The following is a 19,686-nucleotide window of genomic DNA, read 5'->3' as shown; positions in this document are numbered from 1 at the left end:
GCCCACGCCGCGACGCCACGACCATGGAGGAAGTCATGCCCCCCGCCCCCGCGACCGTCCAGATCCCGGGCTATCTGGCCGGCACCTGGAAAGCCGACCCGGTGCACTCCGAGATCGCTTTCACCGTCCGCCATCTCATGATCAGCAAGACGCGTGGCCGGTTCACCGGCTACGACGTCACGATCGTCACGAGCGAGGACCTGCTGGGCTCGTCGGTGGCCGTGACGATCGATCTCGCGTCCATCGACACCGGCAGCGACATACGTGACAACCACCTTCGCAGCGCCGACTACCTCGAGATCGGCACCTATCCGACGATGAGCTACCGCTCGACCGGCATCCGCCAGGCCGGCGACGGTTGGGCCATCGACGGTGAGCTGACGTTGCACGGCGTCACCAGGCAGGTACCGCTGGCCGTCGAGGTGAACGGGTTCGGCCCGGACCAGTGGGGTGGACAGCGGGCCGGATTCTCCGCGACCGCCGAGATCAACCGGCGCGACTTCGGCATCGACATGAGTGCCCCGATGGAGGGCGGTGGCGTCGTGGTCGGCGACAAGGTGTCGATCAGCCTCGAGATCCAGGCCGTTCTCCAGAAGTGACCCGACCGGACGGGCAGCCGCAAGGCCCCATCCACCGATCGGGTGGTGTCCCGATTCCGCGGTTCGGCCGAGCGGGATCGGGACAGCGCCGCTCTGGGTCCAGCGCCTCGTCGAGCTGAGAAGGATTGCCATGAGCGCCGATCCCGGCATCGTCATCATCGGAGCGAGCCTGGCCGGCGCGACGGCCGCCCAGGCCCTCCGGCTCGACCACGGCTACGACAGGCCGATCACCCTCGTCGGCGACGAACCCCACCTGCCCTACCAGCGCCCTGCCCTGTCCAAGGGCTACCTCCTGGGCACCAGCGGGCCCGGCGCCCTCGACGTCCTGAAGCCGCGGTTCTACGCCGACCAGGACGTCACCCTGGCACTCGGCGCCCCCGCCACCGCCCTCGATCTGGACGCCCGGCGGGTACGGCTGGCCGACGGCACCGAGTTTCCCTTCACCCGGGTGCTGATCGCCACCGGCGCCCGCCCGCGCCGCCTCCAGGTGCCGGGCGCCGATCTCGACGGCGTTCGCTACCTGCGCAACCGCGACGACGCCGAACACCTGGCCGCGGCCCTGCGCGCGGCCGGCGAGGTCGTCGTCATCGGCGCGGGCTGGCTCGGCTCCGAACTCGCGGCCGCCAGCCGGGCGTTCGGCAACCACACCACCGTCATCGACCCCCTGCCCGCACCGCTCTACTACGTGCTGGGCGACCAGCTCGGCGGCCTCGTCGCCCGCCGCCACCGCGACCAGGGCGTGAACCTGCTCCTCGGCGACGGCGTCGAGGCCATCCTCGGCACGCGCTCGGTCGAAGCCGTCCAGACCATCACCGGACGGACGATCCCCGCCGACCTCGTCATCGTCTGCGTCGGCGCCACCCCCAACACCGAACTCGCCCGGGCGGCGGGACTGCACGTGGACGGCGGCATCCTCACCGACGCGCACTTGCGCACCTCGCACCCGGCCGCCGTGGCCGCCGGCGACGTCGCCCGCCACCAGCACCCGCGCTACCTGAACCCGGTACGGATCGAACACTGGGACAACGCCGTGATCCACGGCACGGCCGCCGCGGCCACCCTGCTCGGCAAGCCCCCGACCATCGACCACGTCCCCTACTTCTTCTCCACCCAGTACGGTTCCACCCTCGAATACCTCGGACTCCCCACCATCTGGGACCGCATCGTCATCCGCGGCGAGCACGCCACTCCCGGATTCACCGCCTTCTGGCTCGACCACGGCATCCCGGTGGCCGCCCTGACCATCGACCACCAGGGCGCCGCCGATCACCTGCGCACCCTCATCGCCGCCGCGCGCCCCGCCGCCCCGCGACAACTCGCCGACCCCGGCACACCCTTGCCGGACCTCCTGCCGGACGCGCCGAGCCGTACCTCGCGAGACCTCCGCGCTGGTGCCTGACCGGCAGGACACCCGGCACTGTGACGATCACGAAGCGCGTCCTCAGCGCTTCTGCTGTGGTTCGCCGGTGATCCAGTTCCAGTTGGCGATCGTGGTGCGCATCAGGCGGGCGGCGGTGGAAAGGCGGCTGTCGGCGCCCCAGTACAGGGTGACCGCGCGCCGGCAGTCAGGGCTGTCGACGGGGACCCAGGCGGCGGGGACCCGCATGGAGCTGGTCCGGGCGAAGGCGGGGACGAGACCGATGCCGAGCCCCGCGCTGATCAGGGCCGCGATGGAGCTGAGCTCGTCGACCTCGCAGACGATCTTCGGGGTACGGTCTCGTGCGGCGAAGAGCCGGTCCAGGAGGCGGCGTTGCCAGTGCCCCTTGCGGGCGCTGACGAAGGGCTGGCCGGCGAGCTCGTCGATGCTCACCGACGTACGGCTCGCCAGCGGATGGTCTAGCGGCATGGCCACACCGACCGCCTCATCGAGCAGCGGGACCGCCTCCAGTCCCTCAGCGGAGATCGGCTGGGAGGCGACGCACAGGTCGACGTCCTGGGAGCGCAGGTGACGGCCCATGTCCTCGGCCGCCATCCAGCGGAGCTCGACCTCAATGGCCGGATGAGCTCGTTTGAAGGCCGCCAGCGGCCCGGTGAGCGTGAGGAAGGTCTCCGACGCGAGCCGTACGGTGCCCACACCCTCGCTGACGGCCTCGGCGACGGCTCGCCGCCCCGCATCCAGCTCGCCCAGAGAGCGTTCGACGTGATCGCGGAAAAGCTTGCCCGCGTCGTTCAGCCGCAGCCGGCCGCTCCGGTCGAACAGCGGGGTGCGCAGCTCGCTCTCCAGCCGGGCGATGGTCCGGCTCAGCGACGGCTGGGCGACGCGAAGCTCCTCGGCCGCGGCGCTGAGGTGTTCCAGCCGCGCCACCACCAGGAACTGCCTGAGCGAGTTCAGCTCCATCACGCCTCCAGCTACATAGCGCGCCTATTATATCAATCTTCGACAATATAACTTGCGAGCCATAGTGTCCGGATCTGTTCGCACCTCGAGTGGAGGGTCACCCGCCTGCGAGGAGACCGGCCGGCAGGTAAGGGGAGGTGACGTGGATGGTCCAGCCCCGGCGGCGGGCATGGCAGGCAAGGGCCAGGATGTCGAGGTTGATCGCGGCCTTCGGATCGTCCGCGCGGTCGGCGACGCTGTAGTGATCGCGGTGCGCTTCGAGCGCGTCGAGCAGGGCCAGGTTGAAGCTTTCCTCGTCGCCCTCGACCAGCTGGGAGAGCAGCACCGCCGGTGGCGGGAAGAAGCCCCAGTTCTTGGCCTTCTCGCAGTCGTGCAGCGCGCGGTCGGTGGCGGGTTCGGGGTCGATGCCGCGCAGGTAGTCGTGCAGGGCCCGGCGGTAGGAGGCGAAGGCGGAGGTGTCGTTGCGCAGGGCTACGGGGCCGGCCAGGACGACGGGGGCCAGGTCCGCGCGGGTGCCGGTGATCAGGGCGAAGGTCATGGCGGCGTGCCAGTGGCCGGGCTCGGTATCGTCGTCGGCGGGCACGGTGAACGCGCGGTCGTCGATCGTCACCTCGACGCCGGTGCCGGGCTCGGCGAGGGCGGCGCGAAACAGCGCGGCACCCAGCTGGGAGGCCAGGCGCAGGTTCTCCCGCTGCGGGTCTGTGACGTCGCCGGACAGCGCGGCACGTGCTTGGAAAAGGCGCCCCTGATGTCCCATCGCCTGCCACAGTCCCCAGGCCTCCGCGGAGTTTCCGGTGAGGGCTTCTCGGGTGTACTGCTCGAACAGGGCCTCGCTCTCGGCGTCCAGGGGCTGGGGACTGCCGGGACGCTTCACCGGCACGGGCCCGTCGGCCAGCTCGGCGACCGCGTCCGGACGCCGGTTGCGGCCGTACTCCCCCACCCGCGGCCCCAGGACCTCGAACCGGGTCACCAGCGCGCGCGGGAGATAGCCGGTGTCGATCAGCGGCGTCCAGCTGTGCCGGTGGCGGGCGAGGGCGGCGAGCGCGAGCGGGAGGAGGGGAAGCAGGGTGCGGGGCCGGGCGCCAGGGGCGCTTGCGCTGTGGGGAAGGAGCAGCTTGACCAGATCGGCGCGGAAGGTCTCCAGGTCCTCGCCGGCCAGGGCGCGCAACGCGTGGAGCGCGATGCTGTGCGGGTGGTCGACGAGGTTCGCGTCGAGCTCGCCGGCCAAGGCGCGCACCCGGCCCAGCGCCGCGTCGATCGCGGCCAGCTGCTGCTCCCCCGACGGAGGACAGGCCGCCTGGTCGTCTCCGGTGTCGCCGATCACGTACGCCATCAGGCCGTTGATGAGCTCCACGGCCGGACGCCCGGCACCGCCCCGCTGAGGAGCCTGGCGGGCGAAGTGGAACGCCTCCCCATGCCGTTCCACCTTGCCGGCCAGAACCGCCAGGCAGAACGCGTCCAGCCACTGATCCGCGGTGATGGAGGTCCGGCGGCCCTCGGATTCGCGCTCGTAGCCGATCCCGAAGTTGAGGTAATTGAGGAAGACCTGGAAAGAGGTGAGCGGGTAGTACGCGGCGTAGGCCACGGCGCCCGCGGCGGCCTCGGCAGCGTCCTCCAGGGCCGCCTTGGCCTCGGGAGTGCCGAGATCGGGTGTCTCGACCGAGAGCGCACCCAGATAGTCCAGGAACTCCCGCGAAATCAGCCACCATTCCGCATCGGTCATCGGCCCGGCCTTCGACATGGAGCGGACCATCGCGCCGATCCTGTTGCCGAAGTCCTCGCGGGCCGCCGCGACCACGGCCTCACTCACCTGGTGACGCTCTATCCGCACTTCCCACCTCTGTGCCCATGGAGTGGTCCCACAGCTTGACGGGAAGAGCATCAGCTTCGCAAATCGGACCGTGTATCACTCACTCAGGACACCAGCCCGGTTTCGAGCGCTCCGTCACCGCGTTGGAGACGGTGCCCGGCCCGCGGGGGCCCGCAGGAGGTCCCGCCAGTCGGCGGGCCAATTGGCCAGCGCAAGCGCGCCGGCGATGACGAGGTGTGTCGGCGCGGCCCAGCTTTCGCTCAGGCCGTCCGGGCTGATGATGTGCGTGGTGACCGCTCCGGTCAGCACGAACGCCAGCGTGGTCGCGCCCAGGAAGCGCGTTCGCCTGCTGGGGATGACGAGCAGGACGGCGGCGAGGCCTTCCAGGCTGCCGACGACGAAGCGCATCCAGGACGGGTAGCCCCATTCGACGAACTGCACCGCGTAGGGCGGGCCGAAGAACGTCTCGCCGGGCCAGTACTTGGTGATGGCGCCCAAGGCGAACTGGAGGGCCACGAACCAGTACACGCCGGTCATCAAGCGTCGCGGCCAAACTCGGGTGGTCATACATTTGTCCTTTGCAAAGTGGTGGTGACTGGAGCTCCGTGCTCGTGCACGGGTGCTCTCCGGCGCGGGCTCGGAGGTCACCTCGGCGGTGGTTCGCCGGTCAATTGGTATGACAGGCCGTGACGGAGGAATGTGACGCGCGCGGCGTGATGGCATTCGGCCGCGGTGGGACCATGGAGGTGCTCCGCGGGAGGAGGTGGCCCTCATCAAACCCGAATCCACCGTCGGGCCCGCGTTGTCGGTCAGGCACTTGTCGAAGCGGTTCGGCGACAGGGTCGCGTTCGACGATGTCTGCTTCGAGGTGGAACGAGGAGAGGTGTTCGGATTCCTCGGCCCGAACGGAGCGGGCAAGACGACGACCGTGCGGACGCTCGGCACGCTGCTGGCCCCCACCTCGGGCGAGGCGACGGTCGCCGGGCTCCCGCTCACCCCGGCCAACGCCGCGCGGATCCGCCGCCGGATCGCGATCATGCCCGAATCGCCGGGCCTGTACCTGCGCCTCAGCGTGCTGGAGAACCTGCGGTGCTTCGCCGACCTGTACGAGATCCCCGACCCGGCGGCCCGCATCGGCGACGCCCTTCGGGCCATGAACCTGACCGGCCGGGCCAGCGACGTCTGCGGCACGCTGTCCAAGGGGCTGCGCCAGCGGGTGGCGCTGGCCAGGGCGCTGCTGGCCGACCCCCAGGTGCTCTTCCTCGACGAGCCGACCTCCGGCCTGGACCCGGTCGCCGCCCGCGAGGTCCAGGAGCTGATCGACGGGCTGAGCCGGCGCGGCGTCACCGTCTTCCTGACCACGCACCGCCTGGCCGAGGCCGAGCGGCTGTGTGACCGCGTCGCGATCCTGAACACGACGGTACGCGTGATCGGCCGGCCCGGGGAGCTGCGCGAGCGGCTGTTCACCCCGGCCCTGACCGTCCGCGTCGCCGCTCCGCTCGCCGATCCCGGCCAGGTCTTCGCCGGCCTGCCCGCCGTCGAGGGCTGGCGCCCGGACGGCGCGGCCGGCTACGTCCTGGAGGTGTCCGCGCCGGACGCGGCCGCGCCCGCGGTGACCCGGGCGCTGGTGGCGGCGGGCGCCGACGTGCTGTCGATCAGCCGTACGCGCCACTCGCTGGAAGACGTCTACCTGGAGCTGGTGGAAGGGGTGGGAGCAGGGTGACGATCAGCAGGCGACGGGTGCGGGCCATCGCGCTCAAGGAGCTGTACGAGTACCGGCGCAATGCCGCCATTTTCGGCACCATGGCGATCCTGCCGCTGATTTTCCTCATCCAGCCGCTGATCCAGGTCTTCGCCCTGCCGGCCTCGGCCGCGACGGCACTGCGGCACGAGCACACCCTGCTCTACCTGCTGGCCATCCCGGTGCTGGTCCCCGCCGTTCCGGCCGCGTACGCGGTGGTCGGCGAACGGCTGCAGGGCACGCTCGAACCCGTGCTCGCCACCCCGATCAGCCGCCGCGAGCTCCTGCTCGGCAAGGCCCTGGCCGCCTTCATCCCCTCGGTCGCCATCGCCTACGGCGTCTTCGCCCTGTTCGTGGCCGTCGTCGAGATGTTCGCCCGGCCGGCGATCGCCTCCGCGTTCATCCGGGGCCCCGAACTGCTCGCCCAGCTCCTGTTCACCCCGCCGCTGGCCGCCTGGTCCGTCTGGGTCGGCATCGCCGTGTCCGCCCGCGCGCGCGACCCGCGCACCGCGGCGCAGCTCGCCCTGCTCCTGAGCCTTCCGACGGTTGTGGTCACCACGCTCATCGCCGTCAACGTCATCCCCGCCACCCTGCTCGTGGCGCTCGTACTCGGGTCGGTCCTGCTGATTGCCGACTTTCTCGGGTGGCGGGCGGCTTCGGCTGTGCTCGATCGCGAACGGCTCATTTCCGGCATCACGTGATCCGGCTTCCGGGCGGCGACGTGGCCGAGGTCATGGTGGCTGCTCAGGCTGCCGAGGTGAACGCATCTGGCCGGGTCACTGGCGGGAGAGCGCGCGAGTGAGGCCGGCCAGGATGGTCGTGGCCAGGATCCACCCTGACGTGATCATCGCGGCGGCGAGCCATTGCTGTGGGCCGCGCGGGCCGAACGCGGTCTCCTGCCCGAAGCTGATGATCGGCAGGAGCAGGTCCAGGCTGTAGAGGAAGGCGTTGAACGGGGGTGCCTCGCCTGGCTTGAAAGCCGGTGGCTGGTGGAAGGCGAAGACGACCGTGCCGATGAGGACAACGGCGGCGAGCCAGAGCGCGGCGCGGAACGGGCGGTAGCCGTACCCGACGGTCCAGTCCTGCACGTACCCCCACAGCCGTACCCCGAGCCGCTGCCCTGTGCGACGGCGACGCTGTTTGGCCAGCAGCACGTCCCGTGCGGCCTCGTCGTGACCATGCCTGCGGTAGACGGAGGCCAGCTGCTCGTACGGCTGGGGCTGATAGGACTCCTTGGCCAGCCAGCCAAGACGCTCCTGGACGGGAAGCGGAGCCTCCAGGCTGTCGTAGGTGAAGCCGTTCATCATCAGGTGCGCGGGCCACTGGCCGGGAACGTCATCGAGCACGCCGACTCGGGAGTGGCGGAGGTCGACGGCGCGGAGCAGTGCGGTCTGAGGCCCGATCTTCAAAGATCCCGCTTCGACGCCACGGAGGTGAAGGTCGCCGTCGATGGTGGTCTCCGCGAAACACAGTGTGGCGGCAATCCGGCAGTTTCTGATCGAGAGGGTGCCCTGGGCCGTGAACCCTTCGCAGCAGTCGATGCCACCGCCCACGTTCACCTCCCATAAGGCCAGGACCCGACCGCCGGGGTTGCTCAGTGAAGCGCCGTGGAACTCCATGCTGCCCTCGACCTTGGTGCCGATGAGCACGATCTCCCCATCGGCGCTGAAGCCTTTGCTGCAGCTGAGCCGGCCGGTGGCCCCCAGCCGCCGCAGGGAAAGCGCCGTCGCTCCCGGGTTGGACAGCTTCCCGCCGTCGAGGTTGACCGATCCGCTGACCTGGGTGGAGTCCAGGAAAACCTCTCCGGCCGCCTCGAAGCCGGGTGTGGCTCGCAGGCCACTGCCGATCTCCATCAGCGGGGCGTTCAGCGCGCGTCCTCCCGCATTGGCGAGGCTCGCGTGAGCAAGGGAGAGCGGACCGGCCACGTGGGCTCCGCGCAGCAGGACCTCGCCCTCGGCCGTGAAGCCGTCATTGATGAGCAGCCCACCCTCGACGGTGAGTCTTTCCGCGTTCATGGCGATGCCGCCGGGGTTGGAAAGCCGGGCTCCGCCGAACGCACACCGGCGTCTGACCCGGGCGTCCTGCACGCTCAGCTCGCCGCAGGACCGAAAACCATGGCCGCACACCAACCCGCCCTCGACGACGATCCCCTCGGCGGTGAGACTGAAGCCGCCTGCGCGTCCGACCCGCGTGCCGTCGAGGGTCATCATCCCGCCGACCCTGGCGCCCGCGAGGCGTATCTCGCCGTCGATGACGGCGTTCGCACACAGAAGATCACGCTCGACGTTCAGGCCCTCGGCATGTACGGCCGGATCTGCGTGGATCTGCGCGTCGCTGAGGTTCATCGTTCCGGCCACCTGTGCCCCGGCCAGGTGAATCGGGCCGTTCATCACGCAGCCTTCCAGGCGCAGGCTCCCGCCGATCACGGCATCTGCGGCCTGCAGTCCGGGCAACCGGGAACCCGCGAGGTCGACCAGGCCGGTGCGGGCTCCGGTGAGGACCGGCGCCTCCTCGAACTCGCACTTGGTCAAGATCACAGGGTGCTGAACCTCGGCGTGGGACAGGTCCAACCGGCCGGCGATCCGCGCTCCGGACAGGTGCAGGCCAGGCGTCTGCCCTGGAAGGCGTTCCTGAGCGCCGAGCAGCATCCTTGCGATGACCGCGGCCCGGACGGGGGTGCCGGGAAGATCTACTGGACGCGCTGAGGGGAACGCCTCCCAGAGGGCGAGTTCCGGCTCGGACAGATCCTCGTTGATCACAGGGCACTCCCGGGACGTCGCACGCGTCGGTACACCCTCTCATTCTCGTGGCTCGCCCTCTGGAAGGCCGGGCTGCGGGCGCGTTCAGAGCTGCCGGACGATGCAGTCGAGCAAGCGGCCCGGCGCTGAGCACGATGTCGACGATCACGACAAGCCCTGACGTTTGGCGGCCTGTCATCAGATGGCCAGGCGGAAGCGCTCGCCGAGGCCGGTGAGGCGTTCGACGGGTTCGTTGGCGAAGACGATCCGCAGGTAGTGCCCCCCGCTGGGACCCCAGCCGTCCATGGGAGTGGCTGCGATCTTCGCCCGGTCGAACAGGCGCCGGGACAGCTCGGAGGCGGTCAGTTCCAGGGGTCTGGTGTCGACGAGGAGTGACCAGCCGCCGTGCGGCCGGATGACCGGGTAGGCGGCGAGCTCGTCCAGGACCGTCTCGCAGCGCTGTTGCCATGTGGCGGTGGCCGCGGCGACGTCGGCATCGGCGTCGGGTGCGTCCAGCGCGGCGGCCACCGCTTGCTGGGCCAGGCCGACCTGGCACACGACGTTGATCAGGCCGACGAGGCGGATGTCGGCCAGGATGGGGGCAGGGCCGACGACCCAGCCGACGCGCCAGCCGATGAGCCGCAGTTCCTTGGAGGCCGAACCGACGGTGATGGTGTGCCGTGCCAGACCCTCGTGGGCCGCAGGGTGGCTGGGCGGGCGGCCGTCGAAGCGGATGCGTTCCATGGCCGCGTCGTAGATCAGCCAGGCGTTGTGGCGTTCGCAGGCGTCCGAGAGGGCGGACCAGTGGCGCTCGTCCAGGACGAGGCCGGTCGGCATCGCCGGCCCCATCATCAGGACCGCCGCCGTGTCGGGCCCGACGGCGTCGGCGAGTCGTTCGGGGTCGACGGTCCAGCCGTCCGCGGTGGGCTGTGCGGGGACGAAGCGGGGAACACCGCCTGCGAGCCGGACGCGGTTGACCAGGCCCGCGTAGATGGGGTCGCACAGCACGACTTCCTGCCCGCTTTCCACGGTGGCGAGCAGCGTGTTGAGTATGCCGTTGAGCCCGCCGGCCACGCTGACGCATTCGGTGCCGGGGTCGTAGTGGCGCCCGCAGATGCGCCCGACGTGCCCGGCGGCGGCCTCGCGGAGGGAGCGATGCCCTTGGAACGGCAGATAGCTGTTGGCCGCGTCGTCGTCGACGGCGGCATGCGTGGCGGCCAGGGCGACGGCGGGCGGCCGCAGGTCGGTGTCGAGGTTCTCCAGTCGCAAGAACTCCGGATCGTCCATCGCGTCAGCCGCGTCACCGATGGTGTCCACACCGATGCCCGGGATGTCGCGCAGCCGCGTCACCGTCATGTCGCCTCCGAAGTCGAAACCGTTTCACTGGTACAGGCATATCACTATGCTGATACGCATGGATCTTACGCAAGTGGTGGGGCAGAACGTGCACCGGCTCCGTACGGCGGCCGGGATATCACTGGCCGACCTGGCGTCCGCCAGCGGCATCAGCAAGACCACGCTGCACGGCATCGAACAGGGCCAGGGCAACCCCACCCTGAGCACCCTGTGGGCCCTGGCCACCGCGCTGAAGGCGTCCCTCGGCGAGCTGCTGGAGACGCCCGCCTCGGCCGTCGAGGTGGTACGCGCCGGCGACAGGCGACCGCAGGTCGAGAGTGACACGGTCAGCGCGCGTCTCCTCCACCGCATCAGGCTGCGCGGCACCGTGGAGGTTTACGACATCGCCATCAGCCAGAACACCCAGCACTCCGACGCCCACCTGCCCGGCGTCGAGGAGTGCCTCGTACTCACCTGCGGACGCGTCACCACCGGGCCCGCCGACTCCCTCACCGACCTGGCCGAAGGCGACTCCATCCGGTTCGATGCCGCCCGCCCGCACCAGTACCAAGGCCACGCCGCCCACAACCGCGCCGTCCTTCTCATGGTGCACCCCGACAGCTGAGGAGAGCATCGGCAGGACGAGGGGCCACCACAGAAGGGGCCATCGACGGTCGGCCCAGATCTCGCGGTCGATGGTCCAGTTGTCGCTGCCGGTGGCGGTTCGCTCGCTGGCGGCGATCTGCTTGTCGCGCCTGGGCCGCAGGTAAGGCCTGCACCTGACCGGGCAGAGCGAGCAGGCCTGGCGCCTGACCTGCTGACCTCGGAAGCCGCCTGCCGCACCACCCTCATCGAGGGCGGTGCCGTCAGCGTCCGCAGGTCCTGGTAGGCGAGCCGGTGGTTCTCCGGCCATTCTGCGACGGCCCTCACCGTGCGGTCGGCGTCCTGGTCCGCGCTGAGAAGCGGGTGGCCCTGCACCTCAGCCTGCGCGAGATCGCCGCACGCCTCGGTATCACCAAGGCAAGAAAGCGGACGGGCACCCCCTCCCCGGCCACCGTCCTGCGCATGCTTCGCGACCACGACGAGGCGAACGCCACGGCGCCGGCAGGGGTCGGCGCCGTTCGTGGGATGCCCTCTCAAGTGGTGCGGCCGGTGCGGTTGGCGGACCTGGCACCGCGGCCGACGGTACGTCGCTCTCAGGCCGCGGCATCGTCGTGCGCCGTGGCGGTGGACCTGTCCCGCCAGGCGGCCACGTCCCGCTCGATCAGGTCCAGCTTGACCTGCAGCCGCTCGAGGGTGTCGGGCCCGAGGTACAGGTGCCCTGGCAGCCTGTCCTGGCAGGCGACCTCGTAGATCAGCGCGGCGCCCTTGACCGGGTCGCCGAGCTGGCTGTGGTTGGCCTCGCCGGCCCAGTCCAAGGTCACGTGCGCGGGCGTGCCGTCGTAGGCGTCGATGCGGTGCGCGGCCGTGGACAGGGAGCTGGTGTCGAGGAAGTCGGTACGGAAGACGCCGGGCTCGACGACCATGCACTGGATCCCGAACGGCGCCAGCTCCGCCGACAGCGACTCGCTGATCCCGGCGACGGCGAACTTCGAGGCGGCGTACAGGCTCACCCCGGGTTCGCCCTCGAACCCGGAGCGGGACCCGATGTTGATGATCTTGCCGGAGCCGGCGGCGCGCATGCCCGGCAGCACCGCGCGGGTGAGGTTGATCAGGGCGAAGACGTTGAGGTCGAACAGGGAACGCGCCTCGGCGTCGGTGATCTCCTCCAGCGCGCCGAGCAGACCCCGGCCCGCGTTGTTGACCAGGACATCGATGGCGCCGAAGCGCTCGATCGCCGCCGCGACAGCGCGCGTGATCTCCTCGCCGCGGGTGACGTCGAGCCGGACACCGAGCACCCGGTCGGACTGCTTGAGATCCTCCGGCAGGGCGTCCGGGTTGCGGGCCGCCGCCACCACGGCGTCGCCACCCGCCACGGCGGCGCGAGCGATCTCCAGGCCGAGGCCCCGGGAAGCACCGGTGATGAACCATGTGAACATGTGAACACTCCTTGTCCGTTTGCTGAGTGAAGAGCGGAGGTGCGGGGGACGCGTCCCGCATCCGGCCCGGCTTCCACGAAACCAGCTCCGAACAGCGAAAACAGGCGGCAAAAGGGCCCAAGCCATCGGGGGACAAACTGGGCCACCCTCACGGGCCGCCGCTCCGCAAGAAGGCGCGAAACTGGGTGGTATGGACCGTGAGCAGCACATCAACACCCCGCTGGCGGAGTTCCTGCGCTCGGCCCGCGCCCGGCTCAGCCCGCACGAGGCCGGGCTGGACGAGCCGCTCCTGGGCCGGCGCCGCGTGTCCGGCCTACGGCGCGAGGAACTGGCCCGGCTGGCCGGGGTGAGCGTGGACTACTACACCCGCCTGGAACAGGGCCGCAGCCGCAGCGCCTCACCCGAGGTCCTCGACGCGCTCGCCACCGCCCTCCACCTCGGCGACGCCGAACGCGAGCACCTGCACCTCCTCGCGCGTCCCATGCCCGCCCAGCGCAGACGGCGCCCGCGTCCGCAACGCGTCCACGCGGCCACCTGGCGGCTGCTGGAGACCCTGGAAGCGGCGCGCCGGCCCGCCTTCGTCCTCGGCCGCCGGCTCGACGTCCTGGCCCACAACCGGCTCGCCGGACGTCTGATCACCGACTTCCGCGCCCTGCCCGCGGCCGAGCGCAACCAGGCACGCTTCATCTTCCTCGATCCTCACGCCCGCGAGCTGTACAAGAACTGGGCCGCCGTCGCCGCCGACACGGCCGCCATGCTCCGCCGGGACGCCGGCCGCCACCCCGACGATCCGGCCCTCAGCGCCCTGGTCGGAGACCTGTCCATCCACAGCCAGGAATTCCGCCGCCACTGGTCCGACAACATGGTTCACCAGCGCACCACCGGTAGCAAGGACTACCACCATCCCCTCGTCGGCGACCTCACCATCACCTACCAGGCCCTCACGCCGGCCGACGACCCCGACCAGACGCTGTTCATCTACGACGTCGAGCCCGGCAGCCCGTCCGAGACCGCGCTGCACCTGCTTGCCCAGTGGAACGAGCCGGCAGCCGGCTCTCCAGGGGCGGAGCCGAAGAGCGCCCGAGATGACGCGGACTCAGGGACGCGCCCGGCGTCCACCGCCATGAGACCATGAGGGCGACGCGGCCGCTGGTAGGCCGCACCACCGTGGCGCGGTCACGCCGTCGCGGAGTGGCTCGCCTGCGTGGCGACCTCTTCGTCCGCGATCCACGCGCAGCCGCTGGCCGGACTTCCGGCGAAGGCGATGACCTGGTCGAGGCGGTCACGAGTACGGGTCAGCGCGGCGATCTGGGCATCGATGCGATCGCGTTCGCCGGTCAGCCGGGCCCGCGACTCCGGCGTGCTGACCTTGGCCTCGACGCAGGGCAGCAGCTCGGCGATGGTCCGGCTGGACAGGCCGGCCGCGTAGAGCATCTGGATCAGGTGAACCCGGTCGGCCGCCGACTCGGGGTAGTGGCGCTGGCCGGAGCCGCTCCGGTTCGCCTCCAGCAGCCCCTGCTCCTCGTAGTAGCGCAGGGCCCGTACGCTGACGCCTGACTGCACCGCCAGCTCACCGATACGCACCGTGACCTCCCTCACAGGACTTGCCTCTGACGTCAACGTCAGGTTTTAGCGTATCCGGCATGCAGATCAACGGAGCACACGTGCTGGTCACCGGCGCCAACCGCGGCCTGGGCCGCCAGTTCGCCCTTTCCCTTCTCGACCGCGGCGCCGCCAAGGTGTACGCCACCGCCCGCCGCCCGGACCTCATCGACGTGCCGGGGGTCGTCCCGCTGCGCCTCGACATCACCGATCCGGCGTCGATCGCCGACGCGGTGGCCGCGGCGCCCGAGGTCAAGATCGTCATCAACAACGCAGGCATCTCGACCGGGGCGAACCTGGTCACCGGCGACCTGGACCTGATCCGCCGCGAGATGGACACCCACTTCTACGGCACCCTCAACGTGATCCGCGCCTTCGCGCCCCAGCTGGCCGACGGCGCGATCCTCAACGTGCTGTCGGCGATCTCGTGGCTCGCCTACGACGGTGCGGGCGGCTACCACGCGGCCAAGGCCGCCGAGTGGGCGCTCACCAACAGCGTCCGCCTGGAGCTGGCCGGCCAGCGCACCCTGGTGACGGGCCTGCACCTGGGCGCCGCGGACACCGACATGATGGCCTGGTACGACGGCGACAAGAGCGCCCCGGAGGCGATCGTCGCGGCAGCCCTGGACGGCATCGAGGCGCACCGGCCCGAGGTGCTCGCCGACGGCTGGAGCCGCCAGGTGAAGGCGTGGCTGTCGGAGGACCCGGAGGTCATCTACCGGGAAGCGGCGGCCGCCCTCACCACCTGACCTGCTGAACCTTAAAAGTCACGGCGGACAAGGCCGCGGCCCGCACGCGGGATCCCGGCCAGTCCGTTGAGGGCGCCCACGCCACTGGCGCCGGTTCCGGGAATGCGCGGCGGCCTCAGCCGGAACGCGGGCGCAGTCCGTTGAGAGCGGTCTCGACGATGCTGTCGGCATAGCCGGCGGTGAGCGCGCCGTTGCGCTGGAGCCACCGGTTGAGCAAGGGCCCCCAAAGCATGTCGACGGCCACGTCGAGATCGAGGTCCTCGGCCAGCTGCCCGGCCCGCTGAGCGCTGCGCAGCCGCTGCTTCTTCAGCTCCCTCATCGGCCCGTCCAGCCGCTCCGCGTAGAGAGCGGCGAGCGCCGGATCATGGGTGATCTCGGTGTTCAGGGCGCGCATCGGCTCGTCGTAGCGCGGATCGTTGAGCTCTTCGACCGTGGCGCGCAGCACCGCCTTCAGGTCCGCCTCCAGATCGCCGGTGTCGGGCAGGGCACTCCCTCCGCCGTCCGGCTGCTCGCTGAGCATGAGGAAGGCATCAAAGAGGACCGCCCCCTTGGAGGACCACCAGCGGTAGATCGTCTGCTTGCCGACACCGGCCCGGGCCGCGATGCCCTCGATGCTCAGCTTCGCGTATCCCACCTCCTGCACCAGCTCGAATGCCGCGGCGAGGATGGCCCGCCGGGAGGCCTCGTTCCGGCGGGTCGCGTCGGCGGAGGGCTTGCGCTGTGTCGTCATGCCGCCAACCTAACAAACAACTAGACGAGACGGTCCGTCTTGACTTTGCGAAGAGGAGCCCGTACTGTCACGGTTCACCGAGACGAGACGGATCGTCTCGTCAGAGCGTGCAACCGATCGGAGTTCTCCTATGCGTACCGTCCCGCCCCGCACCTGGTTCATCACGGGAGCCAGCCGCGGCCTGGGCCGCGCGTTCACTCTCGCCGCGCTGGAGCGCGGCGATCGCGTGGCCGCCGCCGCCCGGACCATCGCGCGACAGGACCTCGACGACCGGTACGGAGATCGGCTCCTTGCCCTTCCCCTGGACGTGACCGACCGCGCCGCGGTGTTCGCCGCCGTGGACACCGCCGTCGGGCACTTCGGCCGGCTCGACGTCGTGGTGAACAATGCCGGGACCATGTCCTCGGGCATGGTCGAGGAGTTCACCGAGGCCGAGGCGCGCGCCCAGCTGGAGGTCAATCTCTTCGGGGCGATGTGGGTGTGCCAGGCCGTCCTGCCGCACCTGCGCGCCCAGGCCTCCGGTCACATCGTGCAGGTCTCCAGCATCGCCGCCCTGGGCGGCTTCCCGAGCACCGGGATGTACAGCGCGAGCAAGTTCGCGCTGGAGGGGATGAGCGAGGCGCTGGCGATGGAGGCCGCACCGTTCGGCGTCAAGCTCAGCATCCTCCAGCCCGGCGGCTACTGGACCGACCTGTACACCAGCATGACGACGACCTCGCCGTCGGCGCAGTACGGCCCGCTCCGCGCCGAGCTGGAAAAGCAGTGGGCCGAGGGCTCGATCGACAGTGAGCCGCGGCTGGCCGCCGAGGCGCTGCTGAAGCTGGTCGACAGCGAGGACCCGCCGCTGCGGCTGCTGCTCGGCAGCATGGTCTACGACCTGGCCTTCGACATCTCCCGCCGGCGGATGCAGACCTGGGCCGCCTGGGAGCAGGTCAGCCGCGCCGCCGAACACGCCGTACCCGCCCCCGGAACCGCCGGTTGACCGGCCCCAGGACCGCCACACCGCCCACCCGGCCGCGCCGATATCAGGAGGACGCCTCTATGCGCATCGGTCATTCCTCATCCGACACCCAGCTCGTCCTGTCCGGCGTCACCAAGCGGTACGACGACAAGATCGTGCTCAGCGAGGTCTCGCTCACGGTCAGGCCCGGCGAGAAGGTCGGTGTGATCGGCGACAACGGCTCCGGAAAGTCGACGCTGCTGCGCCTGCTCGCCGGACGGAGCCGGCCCGACAACGGCACCGTCACCGTCACGGCGCCCGGTGGCGTCGGCTACCTGGCCCAGACCTTGGATCTGCCCGCGACCGCCCTCGTCGGCGACGCCATCGATCTCGCGCTGGCCGACCTGCGCGACCTGGAGCGCCGGATCCGCCAGGCCGAGCTCCGCCTGGGTGATGCCACGCCCGCCGAGCTGGCCGGCTACGGCGATCTGGTGGCCCGGTTCGAGGCCCGCGAGGGATACCAGGCCGGCACCCGGGTCGAGATCATGCTGAACGCGCTCGGCCTGCCCGGGCTGGACCGCAACCGCCCGCTGGGGCTCCTGTCGGGCGGGCAGCGCTCCCGGCTCGCGCTGGCCGCGACCCTGGCCGCGGCTCCGGAGGTGCTGCTCCTCGACGAGCCCACCAATGACCTCGACGACCAGGCCGTCGCCTGGCTGGAGGACCACCTGCGAAATCACCGGGGCACCTTGATCGCGGTCACGCACGACCGGCTTTTCCTGGAACGGGTCACCTCCGCCATCGTGGAGGTGGACGATGAGCTGCGCACCGTGCACCGTTACGGCAACGGCTACCCCGGATTCCTGCAGGCCAAGGCGGCGGCCAGGGCGCGCTGGGCGCGAGAGCACCAGGAGTGGCGCGCGGAGGTGGCCCGCCAGGAGGCGCTGGCCGACTCCCATGCCCATCGGCTGGCCGCCATCCCGCGCAAGGCCCCGGCCGCCTTCAGCGGGGCCGGGGCGTTCCGCGCCCGATCGCGGGCGCACGGGGCGATGAGCAGGATCCGCGGCGCTCGTGAACGGCTGCGGCGGCTCCATCTGGACCGGGTCGCGCCGCCTGCGCCGCCTCTGCGGTTCGCCGCCCACGTCACCGCCGCCGGCATCGACGCCGCCGGCCCTCTCGTGGAGCTGACGGATGTGCGGGTCGGCGAGCGCCTGCACGTCGAGTCGCTGCGCATCGAACCGGGCGCACGGCTGCTGGTCACCGGCCCCAACGGCGCGGGCAAGACCACGCTCCTGCACGTCCTGGCCGGCGAACTCGCCCCCGACACCGGCACGGTCCGCCGGGTCGCCCGGGTGGGTCATCTGCGTCAGCAAGACGGCATGGCCGGCGGCGCGGGCACGGTCCTGGAGGCGTTCGCGGCTGAGCGGCCGGGAGATCCGGCCGAGCACGCCGATGCGCTGCTCGCGCTCGGGCTGTTCCGCGCCGCCCAGCTCGCCTCGCCGGTCAAGACCCTCTCCCCCGGCCTGCGCCGCAGGCTCGAACTCGCCCGCATGGTCAGCGAACCGGCCGATCTGCTGCTCCTGGACGAACCCACCAACCACCTGTCCCCCGCCCTGGTGGACGACTTGGAGCATGCTCTGGCCGGCTACGAGGGCGCGGTCGTCATCGTCACCCACGACCGGCGCATGCGGGCCGCCTTCACCGGCTCCCACCTGGAGCTCAACGCGGGCAGGGTGACGCTGCCGCACGTGGCTGCGTGACCGCGCCGAGCCCGCTCGCCGTACGCCGCGTACCGGCGGACCTCGGACCCGCAGCACGCCCGGCAGGCCCCGAGGTCTCCGGCCGGTTCAGGCCAGGACGGTGACCGGGTCGCCGAGCCGCAGTTCGCCCCGGCCTCGGGGGACCAGGCGGATGCCGAACCAGGTCTTGCCGTCCCAGCGGCGGTGACGGGCGAGGGTGCGCAGAGGTTCCTGGCCCTTCTCGAAGGTGACCGGGTCGTAGGTGGTGGCGGCGCAGCGGTCGCAGTGTTCCGAGAAGCGGAACGCGAGCGGGCCGATGCGGATCTCGCGCCAGCCGTCCTCTGCGTACGGGGGTGCGCCGTCGATCACGAGGTTGGGGCGGAATCTGGCCATGTCCAGGGGGGCGGGCGGGTCGTCCTGGCGTTCCGCGGCGTCTTCGAGGATCCAGTCGTCCAGGCGGCGCAGCGAGGAGCGGGAGGTGAGCAGGATGGGGGCGTCCCCCGCGAGACTGACCACCTCGCCGGGCAGGCCGCCGTGGGAGGCCGGGACGGCGCAGCGGGTGGGGTCGTCGAGCCAGACCAGGCGGGCCGGCTTGCCGAGCAGCCGGGTGAACCAGGCGTGCGCGTCGGGGTCGGCGAGCACGACGCTGTCCACTTCGGCGAAACCCACGGGAACGCGCTCTCCGGTGGCCGGAGGGACCTTCAGCTGGGGCAGTCCCGGCGCCTCGATCAGCAGCCCGTCCTCGGCCGTGACGCTGGCGACGACGGACAGCAGCCGGGGATTCTCCCCGAGCCAGTGAACGCCCCCCTGCTCGTTCACGACGGCCCAGCGGCGGTCTCCCGCCAGCCCCCACGGCTCGACGACCGCCGAATCCACCACCCGTCCCGAAACCGACTTCACCGGATATTTCCGGATCTCAGCTAGCTCCACCCCGTCACTTTACGTCCGAGAGAGCGGTTTCACGAGGGGCCAGCGACCGCTCATCTGACCCTCGTTCGGCAGATCCTTACGTGGCCACCGCGAGCAGATCACCGCCGGCGCCTTGACGACGTCGGCGGCCCCGGACGGGCTGGGCAGGCTCTTGGACACCTTGACGGTGTGCATCCGATCCATCGGATGACACCAGTCATCCCGGGTCAGAGCGGGATTCCGGTGGGGTGGCGCGGTCGTCGTCGGGGCAGGGCTCCCCGCTGCCGGACGGCCTGACCCCGTGGGAGCCGAGCTCACCGGCGCCGAGATCACCGAGGACGGCCACCATCGCCCTGGCCGATGCCCTCCACCGCGGCTGCACCGACTACCCCGCCCTCGCCGACCAGGCCGCCCTCACCC

The 19,686-nt window shown here is 70.9% G+C and carries 18 protein-coding genes; 9 read left to right on the top strand and 9 right to left on the bottom strand.

The features are described 5' to 3' along the window. Positions 1–23: 23 nt before the first annotated feature. Positions 24–599, top strand: coding sequence for a YceI family protein (locus ETD85_RS46315; protein ID WP_420847307.1), 576 nt, complete (start codon positions 24–26; stop codon positions 597–599). A 130-nt stretch (positions 600–729) separates the two neighbouring features. Next, a complete protein-coding gene (locus ETD85_RS46310; RefSeq protein ID WP_138696224.1) occupies positions 730–1,998 on the top strand; it encodes an NAD(P)/FAD-dependent oxidoreductase in 1,269 nt (422 codons plus the stop codon). 42 nt (positions 1,999–2,040) lie between these two features. On the opposite strand, the gene ETD85_RS46305 is transcribed toward ETD85_RS46310, so the two are convergent. The 3 genes from ETD85_RS46305 to ETD85_RS46295 all read right to left on the bottom strand — a co-directional run bounded on the left by ETD85_RS46305 (position 2,041) and on the right by ETD85_RS46295 (position 5,314). Beyond that, positions 2,041–2,937, bottom strand: coding sequence for a LysR family transcriptional regulator (locus ETD85_RS46305; RefSeq protein WP_138696223.1), 897 nt, complete (start codon positions 2,935–2,937; stop codon positions 2,041–2,043). Positions 2,938–3,034: 97 nt separating this feature from the next. Then, positions 3,035–4,747 (bottom strand): immunity 49 family protein, encoded by a 1,713-nt coding sequence (locus ETD85_RS46300; protein WP_138696222.1) that lies wholly within the window; start codon positions 4,745–4,747, stop codon positions 3,035–3,037. 135 nt (positions 4,748–4,882) lie between these two features. After that, positions 4,883–5,314, bottom strand: coding sequence for a DoxX family protein (locus tag ETD85_RS46295; protein ID WP_206059300.1), 432 nt, complete (start codon positions 5,312–5,314; stop codon positions 4,883–4,885). A 196-nt stretch (positions 5,315–5,510) separates the two neighbouring features. Here ETD85_RS46295 and ETD85_RS46290 point away from each other — a divergent pair, with 196 nt between their 5' ends. Beyond that, positions 5,511–6,470: an ABC transporter ATP-binding protein gene (locus ETD85_RS46290; protein ID WP_138696221.1), complete on the top strand. Its 960-nt coding sequence runs from the start codon at positions 5,511–5,513 to the stop codon at positions 6,468–6,470. Further along, positions 6,467–7,189 (top strand): ABC transporter permease, encoded by a 723-nt coding sequence (locus tag ETD85_RS46285; protein WP_170247203.1) that lies wholly within the window; start codon positions 6,467–6,469, stop codon positions 7,187–7,189. Before ETD85_RS46290 ends, ETD85_RS46285 begins: the two co-directional genes overlap by 4 nt. Before the next feature lie 75 nt (positions 7,190–7,264). Here ETD85_RS46285 and ETD85_RS46280 read toward each other — a convergent pair whose 3' ends face one another. Both ETD85_RS46280 and ETD85_RS46275 read right to left on the bottom strand, forming a co-directional pair. After that, positions 7,265–9,247, bottom strand: a complete 1,983-nt coding sequence (locus ETD85_RS46280) for a hypothetical protein (RefSeq protein WP_138696219.1) — start codon at positions 9,245–9,247, stop codon at positions 7,265–7,267. A gap of 177 nt (positions 9,248–9,424) precedes the next feature. Next, positions 9,425–10,582 carry a pyridoxal phosphate-dependent aminotransferase gene (locus tag ETD85_RS46275; protein ID WP_138696218.1) on the bottom strand — a complete coding sequence of 386 codons (1,158 nt, stop codon included), beginning with the start codon at positions 10,580–10,582 and terminating at the stop codon, positions 9,425–9,427. 58 nt (positions 10,583–10,640) lie between these two features. On the opposite strand from ETD85_RS46275, the gene ETD85_RS46270 reads away from it, so the two are divergent. Further along, complete coding sequence (locus tag ETD85_RS46270) at positions 10,641–11,186, top strand: helix-turn-helix domain-containing protein (RefSeq protein WP_138696217.1); 546 nt, start codon at positions 10,641–10,643, stop codon at positions 11,184–11,186. A 571-nt stretch (positions 11,187–11,757) separates the two neighbouring features. Here the strand turns inward: ETD85_RS46270 and ETD85_RS46260 are convergent. Continuing rightward, the gene (locus ETD85_RS46260) at positions 11,758–12,600 is read right to left on the bottom strand and encodes an SDR family oxidoreductase (protein ID WP_138696216.1); all 843 of its coding nucleotides are present in this window, start codon (positions 12,598–12,600) and stop codon (positions 11,758–11,760) included. A 190-nt stretch (positions 12,601–12,790) separates the two neighbouring features. Here ETD85_RS46260 and ETD85_RS46255 point away from each other — a divergent pair, with 190 nt between their 5' ends. After that, complete coding sequence (locus tag ETD85_RS46255) at positions 12,791–13,735, top strand: helix-turn-helix transcriptional regulator (protein WP_138696215.1); 945 nt, start codon at positions 12,791–12,793, stop codon at positions 13,733–13,735. A gap of 41 nt (positions 13,736–13,776) precedes the next feature. Here ETD85_RS46255 and ETD85_RS46250 read toward each other — a convergent pair whose 3' ends face one another. Continuing rightward, the gene (locus ETD85_RS46250) at positions 13,777–14,184 is read right to left on the bottom strand and encodes a MerR family transcriptional regulator (protein WP_138696214.1); all 408 of its coding nucleotides are present in this window, start codon (positions 14,182–14,184) and stop codon (positions 13,777–13,779) included. Positions 14,185–14,243: 59 nt separating this feature from the next. Between ETD85_RS46250 and ETD85_RS46245 the strand changes: the two genes are divergently transcribed. After that, entirely contained in the window at positions 14,244–14,951 is a 708-nt protein-coding gene (locus ETD85_RS46245; RefSeq protein WP_138696213.1) for an SDR family oxidoreductase, read from the top strand. Between the two features lie 115 nt (positions 14,952–15,066). Here ETD85_RS46245 and ETD85_RS46240 read toward each other — a convergent pair whose 3' ends face one another. Beyond that, positions 15,067–15,681, bottom strand: coding sequence for a TetR/AcrR family transcriptional regulator (locus tag ETD85_RS46240; protein WP_138696212.1), 615 nt, complete (start codon positions 15,679–15,681; stop codon positions 15,067–15,069). Positions 15,682–15,811: 130 nt separating this feature from the next. Between ETD85_RS46240 and ETD85_RS46235 the strand changes: the two genes are divergently transcribed. Both ETD85_RS46235 and abc-f read left to right on the top strand, forming a co-directional pair. Then, positions 15,812–16,663 (top strand): SDR family oxidoreductase, encoded by an 852-nt coding sequence (locus tag ETD85_RS46235; protein WP_138696211.1) that lies wholly within the window; start codon positions 15,812–15,814, stop codon positions 16,661–16,663. Between the two features lie 59 nt (positions 16,664–16,722). Beyond that, on the top strand, positions 16,723–18,378 hold the full coding sequence (gene abc-f / locus ETD85_RS46230) for a ribosomal protection-like ABC-F family protein (RefSeq protein WP_138696210.1): 1,656 nt from the start codon (positions 16,723–16,725) through the stop codon (positions 18,376–18,378). 87 nt (positions 18,379–18,465) lie between these two features. Here abc-f and ETD85_RS46225 read toward each other — a convergent pair whose 3' ends face one another. Next, entirely contained in the window at positions 18,466–19,287 is an 822-nt protein-coding gene (locus tag ETD85_RS46225) for an MOSC domain-containing protein (protein WP_138696209.1), read from the bottom strand. Between the last annotated feature and the right edge of the window lie 399 nt (positions 19,288–19,686).

It is taken from the genome of Nonomuraea zeae (genome assembly GCF_005889725.1).
GTDB classification, from domain to species: Bacteria; Actinomycetota; Actinomycetes; order Streptosporangiales; family Streptosporangiaceae; genus Nonomuraea; species Nonomuraea zeae.
Note: the sequence above shows the minus strand (reverse complement) of the source record. Positions and strands in the feature narration are given on the sequence as shown.